14 protein-coding genes are annotated in these 12,617 nt (G+C 59.5%); 9 read left to right on the top strand and 5 right to left on the bottom strand.

The window, feature by feature from the left end; genetic code table 11:
- Positions 1 to 251 precede the first annotated feature (251 nt).
- Positions 252 to 1,496, bottom strand: coding sequence for a hypothetical protein (locus tag NSND_RS05410; protein WP_143833419.1), 1,245 nt, complete (start codon positions 1,494 to 1,496; stop codon positions 252 to 254).
- A 292-nt stretch (positions 1,497 to 1,788) separates the two neighbouring features.
- Complete coding sequence (locus NSND_RS05415; RefSeq protein ID WP_080878020.1) at positions 1,789 to 2,646, bottom strand: HDOD domain-containing protein; 858 nt, start codon at positions 2,644 to 2,646, stop codon at positions 1,789 to 1,791.
- 270 nt (positions 2,647 to 2,916) lie between these two features.
- On the opposite strand from NSND_RS05415, the gene NSND_RS05420 reads away from it, so the two are divergent.
- Complete coding sequence (locus NSND_RS05420) at positions 2,917 to 3,618, top strand: endonuclease/exonuclease/phosphatase family protein (RefSeq protein WP_080878021.1); 702 nt, start codon at positions 2,917 to 2,919, stop codon at positions 3,616 to 3,618.
- A 120-nt stretch (positions 3,619 to 3,738) separates the two neighbouring features.
- Here the strand turns inward: NSND_RS05420 and NSND_RS05425 are convergent, their stop codons facing one another.
- Entirely contained in the window at positions 3,739 to 4,308 is a 570-nt protein-coding gene (locus tag NSND_RS05425; protein WP_080878022.1) for a thioredoxin family protein, read from the bottom strand.
- A gap of 211 nt (positions 4,309 to 4,519) precedes the next feature.
- Here NSND_RS05425 and NSND_RS05430 point away from each other — a divergent pair, with 211 nt between their 5' ends.
- The 8 genes from NSND_RS05430 to tadA all read left to right on the top strand — a co-directional run bounded on the left by NSND_RS05430 (position 4,520) and on the right by tadA (position 9,943).
- Entirely contained in the window at positions 4,520 to 4,942 is a 423-nt protein-coding gene (locus NSND_RS05430; RefSeq protein ID WP_080878023.1) for a hypothetical protein, read from the top strand.
- 72 nt (positions 4,943 to 5,014) lie between these two features.
- A complete protein-coding gene (locus tag NSND_RS05435; protein ID WP_080878024.1) occupies positions 5,015 to 5,782 on the top strand; it encodes a tetratricopeptide repeat protein in 768 nt (255 codons plus the stop codon).
- Positions 5,783 to 5,848: 66 nt separating this feature from the next.
- Complete coding sequence (locus tag NSND_RS05440; protein WP_013248306.1) at positions 5,849 to 6,166, top strand: tetratricopeptide repeat protein; 318 nt, start codon at positions 5,849 to 5,851, stop codon at positions 6,164 to 6,166.
- Positions 6,167 to 6,182: 16 nt separating this feature from the next.
- The gene (locus NSND_RS05445; RefSeq protein WP_080878025.1) at positions 6,183 to 6,383 is read left to right on the top strand and encodes a hypothetical protein; all 201 of its coding nucleotides are present in this window, start codon (positions 6,183 to 6,185) and stop codon (positions 6,381 to 6,383) included.
- A gap of 56 nt (positions 6,384 to 6,439) precedes the next feature.
- Positions 6,440 to 7,519: a glycosyltransferase family protein gene (locus NSND_RS05450; RefSeq protein WP_080878026.1), complete on the top strand. Its 1,080-nt coding sequence runs from the start codon at positions 6,440 to 6,442 to the stop codon at positions 7,517 to 7,519.
- 136 nt (positions 7,520 to 7,655) lie between these two features.
- The gene (locus NSND_RS05455) at positions 7,656 to 8,309 is read left to right on the top strand and encodes a sigma-70 family RNA polymerase sigma factor (protein WP_143833420.1); all 654 of its coding nucleotides are present in this window, start codon (positions 7,656 to 7,658) and stop codon (positions 8,307 to 8,309) included.
- Positions 8,306 to 9,322 (top strand): anti-sigma factor, encoded by a 1,017-nt coding sequence (locus NSND_RS05460; RefSeq protein ID WP_080878028.1) that lies wholly within the window; start codon positions 8,306 to 8,308, stop codon positions 9,320 to 9,322. The genes NSND_RS05455 and NSND_RS05460 overlap by 4 nt, the downstream gene beginning before the upstream one ends.
- Positions 9,323 to 9,454: 132 nt before the next feature.
- Entirely contained in the window at positions 9,455 to 9,943 is a 489-nt protein-coding gene (gene tadA / locus NSND_RS05465) for a tRNA adenosine(34) deaminase TadA (RefSeq protein ID WP_080878029.1), read from the top strand.
- Here tadA and NSND_RS05470 read toward each other — a convergent pair.
- Both NSND_RS05470 and NSND_RS05475 read right to left on the bottom strand, forming a co-directional pair.
- Complete coding sequence (locus NSND_RS05470; RefSeq protein WP_080878030.1) at positions 9,940 to 10,704, bottom strand: 4'-phosphopantetheinyl transferase family protein; 765 nt, start codon at positions 10,702 to 10,704, stop codon at positions 9,940 to 9,942. The two genes, tadA and NSND_RS05470, sit on opposite strands and share 4 nt — an antisense overlap.
- Before the next feature lie 31 nt (positions 10,705 to 10,735).
- Positions 10,736 to 12,433: a cyclic peptide export ABC transporter gene (locus tag NSND_RS05475; protein ID WP_080878031.1), complete on the bottom strand. Its 1,698-nt coding sequence runs from the start codon at positions 12,431 to 12,433 to the stop codon at positions 10,736 to 10,738.
- Between the last annotated feature and the right edge of the window lie 184 nt (positions 12,434 to 12,617).

A 12,617-nucleotide genomic window follows, 5' to 3' on the forward strand; every position in this document is an offset into this window, starting at 1 on the left:
GGGATGTCGATGCGAGAAAGGAAACCTCAAGCGATAGTTAAAGCTCTCAGGCAGGCACGTCCAACAGCCTGAATTGTCGAGGGATCGCCGATAAGCCGATCAACGCCTCCAAGACTCTCCAATCTTCCAGAAGTCAAACTTCATACCAACTACAGCAGCATGGGAATTTGCATCGCACATAAATTATTACTTCAAGTTGTATTGTGCCGATGAGAGCGCGGAAACAGCCCCCTAGTTCATGGCTGGGGCGACTAGCGGACGGACTTCGGCTTGACGTGATTCAACCCACCCGCCCCCGTGCTGTCGTTGACGATGGCGGGGTAGGATTGAATGAATTTCAGCATGCTTGGCGTGGAGGCATCCCCCAACCAATAGGGATTGTTCCGCTGCATGACGGTGTAGTTGGCTTTGAGTTCATCGCGCACCCGCAGGTAAATCCACTCGTACCGTGGATGGTCAGGGGGAGTGTCGTGACCGTAGGTACCTCGATAGTCATCACCCTGGACCTCAGGCGCCAGGATTACGGTGCCACTCAATCGCGGATAGTACGTAAGCACTCCCGGTGCACCTGAAGGCGGCTGCAGGACGAGACCTTTGCTCTTGTTACTGTTCGAACTCCCGAGTCCGATCCCTTCGGCTTGCAGAATCGGCACCATCGCAGCGACATGTTCCCGGCTGTAGTTGAAATCCGGCACCACGTCACTCTGCACAAAGTATTTCTTCATGGCGCGAATCACCGCAAGTTGTCCATCGTACTGCCTCTGCGCACTCCCCCCCTCCTCCACGAAGGAAGTCACGGGCTCGCCGATTGCGGATTCGGTCGTGGAGATCTGCGTCAGGTTCGGGTGCTGATCGATGTGCGCGGCCAGGGCGGCAAGGAAGGCATCCAATCGACCGAGAATCGTCGGATGCCACAACTTGAGATTGTAGGCATACTTGCCCGGCTGATTACTCATTCGATAGGCCCACAGATACTCGTACTGGGTATGGGCGCGGTTTGGATCGGCATTCCAGGCCCGTCCCCCCTGCAGGTCGTTCGGCAGGATCTCTGACGCTCCCTTCGCACTTTTAAATTCACGCCATGCCAGCGCCACAATGAGATGCTTGTTCTCCAGTGCACCCAACCGGGTCAGAATCTGATCGATCTGGCCGAAATCGTACCGGCTGGCTCCGCCGCGACTATCCCTGGATTCATATCGCCCCCACAACAGAATCACTTTGATACCTCGCAGCTGAGGCGTGTTTCTCAATTCCTCGTAAATTGTCTCCATCTGCGCAGGTGAACGTAATTGCCAGTCTTCAATCTTGACGTAAATGCCTGGATGCCATCTGTCGTCCGCAGCGGACGTGCCGGGGACGACCACCAGAAGCAACATCGAGACGAACATCAGGCAGAGCCGGCCGAGAAGACTCCTGGCTGATTGACGCCATTGTGAGCCCGTGGCGCTCAGCACAAGGCCACCGTTGGTGGTTGCTCCTGAATGATCGATAGGCATGAGTCAATGTTCCCTGTGTCCCCGCCCGTCAGTCGATGGAACTCTCGCTGGACGACGAACCTTGTCGGTCCCTCGCCATTCTGAAGGGAGAACCGACCATTGTCTGTAGTCACCCCTGGGACAGGGATGATCGCACAGGAGATCGGCTTGACTGGGGGCAGATGAGAAGGGAGCGGTCAGCGCGGACTCGACGAGTTGGAGGGGAAAATCAAGAACAAGATCCGCCTCCGCCGGCGAGCTGTCTCGAACCTCGAGTGCATCTGCGGCGGTGAGATCGCGACTCTGCCTGAAGTCAGGCGGCCATGGCCACGGGACTAAACAACTTCACCGTCTCCTGCAATTGCTCCTGCGCCTCGCTCAGTAATGCCGGCCACTCACTGACATCGAATCGGGTGGACTGCAATGCGGCCCGATGAAACGACAACTCCTTCGGAGCAACGGAGGGATGCAATTCATTGTGGTCTGCAACGACCCCGGCGAGATGTACGATCGAGGCATGGAGCGCATAGTCGCCCGCCTCGTCGGGACACAGCTGATGTCTGATGGCCTGCTCGATTTGAGACGGCATCCCCCAGGAATGAATCAGTTCCGTGCCCACTTCCGTAAAATCGCACCCGAAGTTGGATTGCTCGACTTCCGCCAGCGGGCTGCCCAGGTTGCCGGCTTCGATGAGCGCCGATTGAGCGCGCTCGGGAATGGTCTGATACAACACCAGGTGCCCGATATCCCGCAGCAGCCCCTCGATAAAGAACCGCTCACTGTCATCGATGCCGCAGGATTTGGCGATCTTGCCGGCCATCAGGGCGCAAAGCACGCTCTTGCGCCAATAGGCAGACAGATCCATGATCTGCACCGTCATGCCGCTGAAACTGCGGCCGATGGTCGTCGCGGTCACCAGGTCACGGATCGCTTGCATCCCGAGCAAATTCACCGCGCGGGTCACCGTATCGACCTGCTTGGGAACCCCATACAGCGGGCTGTTCACAATCTTCAGGACGCGGGCGGAAATTGCCGGGTCCATTTTGAGGACCTTCGCCAAATCATCCATCGTCGAGTCCGGGTTGTCCACGACATCGCGAACTCGATAGTAGATCTCAGGGAGGGTGAAAACGTTTGAGCAGGATTGGACGAGTTCTTGCGCCGATGCCATGATAGACGATCCTCCTTGGTGCGCGTTGCGCGTGCGCCCTGCACAGGGGCCCCCGGCTATCTTTATCGGTTGCGGCCTGTCTTTTCTGAAGCGGCGGGAGATCTGGGGTCTATCGAAAGCCGCGGGGCGGTTGTGATCGTCTTATTTGTTCCACAATGAGTTGGACAAGCGTTAGGACATTCGGTAACTTCTGACGGCAATTGATTGGTGGCGAAAACTGCCGTTTCCACTCACATATCAAAGCTAGAACCACCCCTATTTGTTCACCTCATGAGAATTGTCAGCTGGAATTGCAATGGCGCACTTCGTAAAAAGCTCCCACAGCTTCTCTCGCTCAATGCTGATATCTATATTATTCAAGAATGCGAAAGCCCAGAGGGCTCGATAGACAGCTCATATAAGGATTGGGCTAACGGTTCATTGTGGGTTGGGAGTAATAAACACAGAGGGTTGGGAGTATTTTCGTGCAGCGCACGTCTGGCCATGCTCGACTGGGACAGCAACGGACTTGAGTCATTCCTTCCTTTTACTATCGACAACAAGATCACAGTATTGGCGGTTTGGACCCGCCACGCTAATTCGCCGACGTTCCGCTACATCGGTCAATTGTGGAAATACCTTCAAGCACACAAGACAAGGGTTGAGAACCGCCGCATGATCATCTGCGGAGACCTCAACAGCAACGCATGCTGGGACGTCTGGGATCGGTGGTGGAATCACAGTGATGTCGTGAGGGAGCTGTCCTCAATCGGCCTCGAGAGCGTCTACCACCATTACACCGGCGAGCAGCAGGGGAAGGAAACACAACCCACCTTTTTTATGCACCGGAAGGTTGCTCGGCCCTACCACATCGACTATGCATTTGCTTCCGCCGATTTGTTTCAATCCTCCGAAATTTCAATCGGCAGAGCCGATGAATGGCTGGCCTTCAGTGACCACATGCCCTTAGTGCTCGATATCGCTTGCGTCTAATTTACCGTTCAAATCGACGGGTGTACTGGAGGCGGTTTTGCCAGGCGCTCGCCCGCAGATAATCAACAAAACAAAAGAACGGCCCAACAACTCCCAACTTCTCCCAGTAGCCTCCCGGCCCTAAACCGGCGCGTTGCCGGGCCTCCACTTGATACTGCAGCCGACGCTGGCTTTTTGGCTGGGATTCACAGGCTTTCCGCCCAGCACGGCATCGATCGCAGCACGGAGGTCTCGACCGGTGACCGGCTTGTTGTTGCCGGGGCGTGAGTCGTCCAGTTGGCCGCGATACACCAGCCGCCGATACCGATCGAACAGGAAAAAGTCCGGCGTGCAGGCAGCCCGGTAGGCCTTCGCCACCTCCTGCGTGTCATCACAACAGAACGGAAAGGTGAACGCGAGCCGCTCGGCCATCTCCTTCAGTCGCGGGGGCGCGTCGTCCGGATACGACTTCGGATCGTTGCTGCTGATCGCGATCATCCCGAGGCCCGTGCCCTGATAGTCCCGCCCGATCCCGGCGAGTTCCTGCTCCACATGCACCACATAGGGGCAATGGCGGCAGATGAACATCACCAACAAGGCGGATGAGCCGGCGAAGGAGTCGAGTTGATACACCTCACCGCTCACCACATCGCGTAACGTAAACGCAGGCGCACTCGTGCCCAGCGACAGCATGAACGACTCGACGGCCATATCCACCTCACCATATTCTGTCTCACACGGGTTTGACCCCGTCGCCTCACCGCCCATTCACTCTACAAGTCTCGCGCCGACGACTCAAGCGCGAGACCTCATTGACCTGCTTTTCACTCCCCGCGTATGCTGAGACCTGAGGTGCCTGCATCTTCACGACGGGCACCACGCAAAGACGGTCCACTGCTCACGTTTCAAGAAAGAATCATCTATGCAATTCGATGCCGCTCTGGCCGCACAAGATACCCTCCAGGAATCGGAAACCGAGCTCGGTGCCGATTGGGACCGCGCCGTTGAACTTGAAAGTACGTTCTCTTCCAACGCCGGTTCCACAGCCCGCGAGGCCTACGAGCAATTGCTCGCGCTGGCCGATCGACACCCCGACGCACATCGTTTCCAGGCCTTCTGTATCTACATCACCTGGCAACAGGTCACAGAAGAGACGATCGCTCGCCATTTTCAAACCGGAATGACGCTCTCCGAGACCTATCTGGCCTCGCCTGAGGGGAAGGATCCACGCCATCTTGCCTACGTCGCCGAGCTGCTTGAGTCATTTCGCGCCGGCCTCGGCCTGGATGAAGAAGACGACATCGTGGTGGAGTTTCGCAAAGACACTCCCAAGGGCGGCGACTGACCCAAGCCGTGAAGCGTAAAGCGTTTCAAAAACGAGATACGAGCGACGGGAGACGAACGACGGTTCTAAGACATGGCTGAGAACGACAAACACCGCGCACGCATTTTTCTCCATCGTGGCGATCTCGTCCAGGCACGCGTCGCCTGGGAGGCGGCCGTCAAGGACGACCGCCTGACCGGGACCCAGCGTGAACTCTCGAACAGCCTCGGCAACCTCGGCAACACCTATGCCTTGGCCGGCGAATTGGAGAAGGCCGACGCCTGCTACAAAGAAGTGCTGGCGATCCAACGTAGCGAGCAGGATCCCCACGCCATCGCCCATACTCTCGTCAATCTCGGCAACCTGTACATCGGCGCCGACCGGCCCGAAAAGGCCCGTCCTTACTATCTGGAAGCCCTCGATCTTCTCAAACCGCTCAACGACCATCGCGCCCTCGGCATCCTCTACCACAACCTGGCCATGGAAGAGGCCCGGCAGCACCAATGGGATGAGTCCATCCGGTTGTTCACGCAAGCGCTGGACTCCCACCGGGTGGTCGGCAACGAAGAAGGCCTGGCCGGCACCTATAGTCAGCTGGGAAAGACCTTCCTCGACAGCGGCCGCACGGTAGAGGCCGAACGATGTTTCAACAATGCCTCCGAGCATTTCATCAAGCTCGGCAATCCGGCCGGCGAGGCGGCGGTCCTCCGGGAACTGGCCGAACTCTATGAACAACGACAGGATACGGTCGCGGCCATCCGTTGTGTAGAACGGCTGCACCATCTGGCGCTGGGAACCGGACGCGCGCCCGCTGACGCGGACCGCGAACGGCTCGCCAGACTCCGGGCCGCCCGTAGCTGAACGAACAACGGTGATGGTAGAATCCCGCGTCACCAGACCAGCCAATCACGCTTCATAAGGAGCCTCATGGATATCAGCGCGTTTCGCCAAATGGTTGAGAAAAACCCGAAAGGATTCCTGGGTCGCTACGGCCTAGGCAATAAGATTTTGCAGGAAGGCGGCAGCGTCGAAGAAGCCGCGGAGCACCTCACGGTCGCCACCCAACTGGATCCGACGCATGTGGCGTCGCACCTCGCCCTCGGACGCGCCCTCGTCACACTGGGCAAGAAGGAAGAGGCCAAACCTGTCTTGAAGGCCGGGATCGACGCAGCCGTCTCCGGGCGATCCAACGGCGGTGTGGATCTGGTGCCGGAACTGCAACAACTCTTGAGGACGCTCGGGTAGGACGGTTGGAGGATTTATGACTCTTGACGCAGCCAGACAACGGATCGAATCTGCGATCGCACAATACGGCCAGCATGCGGCCATGGCGATCGAGCTGGTCATCAATGAAGTACGCTCCGATATGGGCCGGGACGCCGTGAATGAATTGATCGACGAGTTCGACCTCGAACTGATGTACAACATCGCCCCCATGGAATCCGACTACTCGAACAGCTGAGACCGGATGGAACGTATCGAGATAGGGTCGGCGGGGACCTGTTTGAGTAACCTGCCATGCCGCTGATCTGGTGTTCCATCTCCGGCCACGGCTACGGGCACGCGGCGCAAGTGGTGCCGGTGCTCAACGCGCTGGGACGATTGGTGCCGAATCTCAGCGCCATTTTACGAACAAGCGTTCCCGCCGACTTCTTCGAACCTCGCCTCGACATTCCCTGGCAACTCAAGGTCGGGCAGCAGGATATCGGCTGCATCCAGGACGGTCCCCTGAAGATCGATGTCTCTCGCACCTGGGCCGCCCACTCTGTGCTGCACAGCGATTGGCAGCAGAAAATTGAGGCTGAAGCCGCGCTCATCCGCAGTGCCGGACCCGCCTGTTTCCTTTCCGATATCTCCCATCTCGGCATTGCCGCCGGCGCGGCTACGGGCATTCCGACCATCGGCCTCTGCTCCTTGTCCTGGGATCTGGTCCTGGAGCCGTTCGCAGATCCCGTCCGGTGCGAACATGCGACGATTCTTCGCCAGATCCGCGAGGCCTATGCCAAAGCCGACTGCTTCCTGCGCGTGGCGCCGGCCCTTGCAATCACCGCGTTTCATCCTGTCCGGGAGATCGGCCCCATCGCGGAACCGGCCGTCCCTCAACCCGCGGCGCTCCGTAAGGCCATCGGCGCCGGGCAGTCTGAACGGGTCGTGCTGGTCGGGTTCGGCGGCATTGCCCTGCGAGCGTTTCCCTTCGAACACATGGAGGCGATGGACGGCTTTCGTTTCGTTGTGGATGGCGTCGTGCCAAATGGACTGACTCGCGTCCTATCGCTGGCCTCCCTGGGCATGACCTTTAAAGCGGTCATGGCGTCCGTAGATATGATCCTCACAAAGCCAGGGTACGGCACGATCGTCGAAGCCGTGGCGCTCGGCATCCCCGTCGTCTATGTGCGACGATACAATTTCCCCGACGAGCCGCCCCTGGTCGATCACCTGCATCGATATGGTCGCGGTGCAGAACTCTCACTTGCCGATTTTCTCCAGGGACGATGGAACGCAGCCATAGAACAAGCCTTCGCCCGCCCCCTTTCATCGACCCCGCCTCCCCTGTCCGGCGCACAGGACGCCGCGCACATTCTGAAAGACTACGTATGAGGCCGTGCCGGCTGATCCTTCGTGGCACTGCCCTCGATCCCCGCTGAAGACCGTCACGCTGCCGTGAACGGCTGTGCTACGACTACCGACGGGTTCTCACATCCGATTAGTCGTTTTTCACGTAGAGTGGTATAGTGTGCCCTATTCCGATCCGGAGAATTGCGCCCGCGCCCAGGCCGACTGCATGGAAGCTGCCTCCCGACAAGCTGCATCGACGATCGACCCCAAACTCCTGGCCCGTGTGGCCAAGGGTGATCAACAGGCATTCGGCCAACTGTACGATCAATCGAGCACCCTGCTCTTTACCCTCGCGTACCGCATCTTGAATGACCGCGATGAGGCTGCAGAGTTACTTCAGGAGGTCTACCTGGAGGTATGGCGCAAAATCGCCAAATACGATGTCGGCCGTGGAAGCCCGATCGCCTGGCTGGTGACACTCACCCGCAGTCGAGCCATCGACCGGCTCCGTGCACGAGCATCGCGCGGGCAACATGTCGTCGCCGATTCGTTCGAACATCCCCTGGTTTCGCGCACACCCGACGTCAGCCCGAATCCGTACGAAGCCCGGGAGGATACCGAGCTGCGTCAGCTGATGGCAAAGGCCATCCTCGAGCTGCCGCTGCCGCAGCAACAGGCCATCGAGATGGCGTTTTATCAGGGCCTGACTCACACGGAGATTGCCGCCAAGCTGAACCAGCCGCTGGGGACGGTGAAGACACGCATCAAACTAGCGATGGCCAAGCTCCGCGCATCGTTGCAGCAGACATTGCCGCAGGGTGAGGGGGTATGACACACGAGGAACTGGAAGACGCGGTCCCCCTCTACGCGATCGGCGCCCTCGAACGCTCGGAGCGGCAGGCCATCGAAGCCCACCTGTTATCGGGATGCGCGGCCTGCCATGCCGCTCTCAAGGACTATCAAACCGTGGCGTCCCTGCTGCCGTTCGGGCTCACCCCGGCGACACCCCCGAATACGCTCAAAGCCAAAATCATGATGGCGCCGACACCGATCGCGGGTGCGGTGGAAGCGGAACAGGCCGGCCCGAAGTCGAGCCTGGAACCGGGCGAATGGATGAACCACCTGTTCCCGCCCATCGCGCCGGCCCGCTCGCTGCCGTTCCGTCTGGCAATGGGATTTTCCGCGGCCGTCCTGATTGTGGGAGGCGGGTATCTCGCGTGGTCGTCCTACACGCAAACCTCTCAGCGTTCGGGCGAGATTCAACAACTGCACGCCGCCGTGCAGCAGGAGACCGCCCGTGTGGCCACCCTGCAGTCGGAGCTGCAACAGCGTGAACAGACCATCGGCACGCTCAAGTCGGAGATCGAGCAACGGACCACGGAGGTCGCGGAACTTCGCGACCAAATGCTGCAGCGGGAAGCGGAGTTGGACGATGCGCACACCCAGCTGACCCAGAACGAATCCTCCCTTCAACGCCTGGCCAGGCAGAATGAGGAATTTGCCGGACTGTTCAAGAACCCCTCGTCAAAAGTCGTGTCGCTGGCCGGGTCCGACATGGCCAAATCAGCAGGCGCCTTCCTGCTATTCGACCCGTCAACCAAGAAAGCCTGGCTCTATGCGTACAATCTGCCGGCCTTACCGAGCGGCAAGGTGTACCAGCTCTGGGCCATCGACGACAAACCGGTGAGCGCGGGCATCTTCGGACTGGATGCGGGCCTGAAAGCCCGTATGCTCATCAGGAATATGACCGAATTTTCACGGATGAAAAAATTCGCCGTGACCGTGGAACCGGACGGCGGACGCCCGGAACCCACGGGCGCGATTTATTTGATCGGGCAGATCTGACCGGCCGGTGACTCGACCTTCCGCTCACGCCTCCTCTCCCGGTGCCATTCCACACACAGAACGTGCTAGCATGCAGGCGCTCTATCGACTGCCGTAGCGTTCAGCCCCTGACAGGATTCATCCGACGACACGATGCTCCCCCTCGACGATCTCGATACCCGCTTCATGCAACAAGCCCTGACACTCGCGCGTTCGGCGCCGTTGATCGGTGAAGTGCCGATCGCCGCGTTATTGGTACATGAGGGCATCGTGATTGCTCAAGCCCACAATCTCAGGGAAACCAGGCAGGACCCGACGGCTCATGCGGAAGTGATCGTGATTCAAGACGCAGCCCGGCATATGGGGAGCTGGCGACTCATCGACACGACCCTCTATGTCACGCTGGAACCCTGCACGATGTGCATCGGCGCCATCGTGCTCGCTCGCATAGCGCGGCTGGTCTTCGCGGCCACCGATCCCAAAGCCGGCGCCTGCGGATCCATCATGAATATTCCCCCTGAGCCGCGACTGAACCACCGCGTGGAGGTCGTCGGAGGAGTCTGTGCTGAAGAGAGTCAGACGTTGTTACAGGACTTCTTTCGGCAGCTGAGAAAAGACGCAGCCCGGCGGGAGATCACCTAACGAAACAGATCTGTACTCGAATCACACATTCGAACCTGCCAGGCTTGGCCTTCAACGGCGAGCGCCCCGGAGACGTCATCGGCCAATGAGAGGGACTGCACCTGCCAGTTCGTATCGAGGGCTCCGGAGTCGGTCATCCGCACATGAGCGAGCGGCGACCCGTCATCGAATAGGATCTCGAATCGATCCAGCCCGAGAGACAACCCCACCCCACGCCCTTTGAGATAGGCCTCCTTCGCCGTCCAAGAGCGATAGAACAATCGCTGTTGCGCGTCCCCCTGTGCCTGAATAATCTGCTGCGCTTCCCCTGCCGCAAAAAACCGCTCCGCGAGCTTGAGCGCATCCACGTCCGGCGTGCGCACCTCTACATCCACGCCGACGGCCCGGCCGGCTGCCACCGCCACCACGGCATACGCCCCTGAATGGGAAAGGCTGAATTGGATATCCTGCACGGCACAGGACTGACCGCTCAGAGCCGGCTTGCCATGGGCTCCGGTTGCAAACTCAATCTGCGTGGCTTCTCTGCCGACGTAGCGGGCCAGAATGGCGCGCAGCAAACCGTGCGACAGGATAAACCGGTGACGATCCCGCTCGAAGGCAAACCGGGCCGCGCGGGTCTGTTCATCACGCGAGAGCAGGGCGGCAAGGGCGGCGCGTCGGCCGTCATGCCGGGCAAGACGGCAGAACCAGACATGCACATCCTCCCGGCTCAGAGCGGGCGACGGCGAAGAATCTCTGGAGGGAATCAGCAATCCGGACATGGGTTGAGATACACGAGGCGCAGACCCTGCGTTACGCCGAGGAGCGGATCACCGGCTTGAACACCGGGGTCGCTCGGTGCGAGCCGGTTGAAGCGGTCGAGTTCGGAATTTCCAGGATCTTGCCTTCGTCCAGTTTTAGCACGCGGTCGCCCACATGGAAATACCGGTCGTCATGGGTGACCACGATGACACCTTTTCCTCGCGCCCGCAACTCCGGCAAGAGCTCACCGTAAAAAACTTCCTTGTACTGTGGATCCTGATCGGCCGCCCATTCGTCGAACACATAAAACGGTCGATCTTCCAGCATGGCCGTCACGAGAGCGAGGCGCTTCCGTTGGCCCTGTGACAGGTTGATCGTCGAATACTCGCCGTCGCGGATCGTGACCTTGTGTTGAATCCGGAGCGTCTTCAACCAGCCCTCCGCCTGACTCTCAATCAGCGCCGGATCGAGCCCCAACAGTTTCTTGAACAGGTAGAAATCGGAGAACACCGCCGCAAAATGCTGCCGGTACCAGTCCTGGGTCGCGGGCGTGATCGCCTCGCCGTTCAGCCTGACCTCCCCCTGTTGCGGAAGGTACAGTCCGGTGAGCACTTTCACAAAGGTCGACTTCCCGCTGCCGTTTCCCCCGATGATAAAAACCAACTCGCCGGTCCGGACCGTCACATTCAACGGCCCGAGGCTGAACGACCGCTCATCCTCGCCTTTCGGTTCATACGAAAAACACGCCTCTGAGAACTCCAGGGATTGCGTGCCGTGAATCACCGCGCGCTCCGCTCCGCCCTCTCGACCGCCTTCTCCCAATGCCAGCCCCAAAGATTCGATCTTCTCCAACGCCACCTGGCCGCGGCTCAGGGTGGGCACCATCCCGAGCAGACCCCACATCGGGCCGATCATGTAGAGCATCGCAAACGCATATCCTGTCAGAGCCTCCCCCGACAACGACAACAATCTGGGAAAGAGCAGGAGAATGACCCCGATCAATCCGTAGAAAAGCACCTGCGTCCAGGAGTCGGTGGTGAGGTATTGCTTCGTCGTCACCAGGTTGTGATGGCGGAGCGCTTCGGCAGCCTGCCGGATATCCGAATCGACGAACGTTTCTCGACGCCCGCGATGCAACATCAGCTCCTTCATGCCTTCCGTCAGACTGCGAAAATGCTCGAAGAGGACCCCTTTCGCATCGCGCACCGCCAGCGACGACCGGAGCACCCGGTTATACAGCTGCCGGTACCCGAGCAGTCCGAACACGGCCAGAAGAACCACGCCGAGGAACGCCTGCCACGAGAGCCACGCGAGATAGAGTGAGCAGCCGGCAAGGATCGCGACATTGATCGCCAGGCCCGGCAACCCGTTCACCGCCCAGGCCATGGCATTCGTGTCATCCGTCAGCGTCGCCAGGATTTCATGCGCACCGCGGCGCTCCAGCGTGCGATAGGGTGCCCGCACCACTTTCCAACAGAGATCCATCCCGAGATTCAGGATGGTTTTCTGCGCGAAGGTGACAAGCAACAGTTGGGAGAGGTAGTTCGACACGACTTTCAGCACCGCCAGGCCGATGAAGGCCACGGCAAACAGCTCCGGGGTCGCCCCGGCGCCGTTGATGAGCTTGTTGATGACGGCGAGCAGGCCCACGCTGGACAGACCGGCCAACAGACCGGTCAGGACCATCAGTACCATCATGCTTCGGGCGTCGCGGAGCAGGAACAGGAGAAACCGATACATTTTCATCATGGTGAGGTGACTGCTGTCTCGTTGGCCTTAACCCGGACTATTCATGAATCCCTGCTCCGGCGTCCGATCCTGTCGCCCGGCGAGGCGGTTCTCGTTCGGCCTTCTCGACGGACTGCCAGTACGCCTGCGTCGGCCTCACGTGCGGGCAGCCTCGGCGGGCTTCCGTCATGAACGCCTTGCGACG

It is taken from the genome of Nitrospira sp. ND1, assembly GCF_900170025.1.
GTDB lineage: Bacteria > Nitrospirota > Nitrospiria > Nitrospirales > Nitrospiraceae > Nitrospira_A.

What these genes read in the sequence shown, in the direction of transcription:
- NSND_RS05410 (WP_143833419.1), bottom strand. Translation starts at nt 1,496, where the DNA reads ATGCCTATCGATCATTCAGGAGCAACCACCAACGGTGGCCTTGTGCTG.
- NSND_RS05415 (WP_080878020.1), bottom strand. Translation starts at nt 2,646, where the DNA reads ATGGCATCGGCGCAAGAACTCGTCCAATCCTGCTCAAACGTTTTCACC.
- NSND_RS05420 (WP_080878021.1), top strand. Translation starts at nt 2,917, where the DNA reads ATGAGAATTGTCAGCTGGAATTGCAATGGCGCACTTCGTAAAAAGCTC.
- NSND_RS05425 (WP_080878022.1), bottom strand. Translation starts at nt 4,308, where the DNA reads ATGGCCGTCGAGTCGTTCATGCTGTCGCTGGGCACGAGTGCGCCTGCG.
- NSND_RS05430 (WP_080878023.1), top strand. Translation starts at nt 4,520, where the DNA reads ATGCAATTCGATGCCGCTCTGGCCGCACAAGATACCCTCCAGGAATCG.
- NSND_RS05435 (WP_080878024.1), top strand. Translation starts at nt 5,015, where the DNA reads ATGGCTGAGAACGACAAACACCGCGCACGCATTTTTCTCCATCGTGGC.
- NSND_RS05440 (WP_013248306.1), top strand. Translation starts at nt 5,849, where the DNA reads ATGGATATCAGCGCGTTTCGCCAAATGGTTGAGAAAAACCCGAAAGGA.
- NSND_RS05445 (WP_080878025.1), top strand. Translation starts at nt 6,183, where the DNA reads ATGACTCTTGACGCAGCCAGACAACGGATCGAATCTGCGATCGCACAA.
- NSND_RS05450 (WP_080878026.1), top strand. Translation starts at nt 6,440, where the DNA reads ATGCCGCTGATCTGGTGTTCCATCTCCGGCCACGGCTACGGGCACGCG.
- NSND_RS05460 (WP_080878028.1), top strand. Translation starts at nt 8,306, where the DNA reads ATGACACACGAGGAACTGGAAGACGCGGTCCCCCTCTACGCGATCGGC.
- tadA (WP_080878029.1), top strand. Translation starts at nt 9,455, where the DNA reads ATGCTCCCCCTCGACGATCTCGATACCCGCTTCATGCAACAAGCCCTG.
- NSND_RS05470 (WP_080878030.1), bottom strand. Translation starts at nt 10,704, where the DNA reads ATGTCCGGATTGCTGATTCCCTCCAGAGATTCTTCGCCGTCGCCCGCT.
- NSND_RS05475 (WP_080878031.1), bottom strand. Translation starts at nt 12,433, where the DNA reads ATGATGAAAATGTATCGGTTTCTCCTGTTCCTGCTCCGCGACGCCCGA.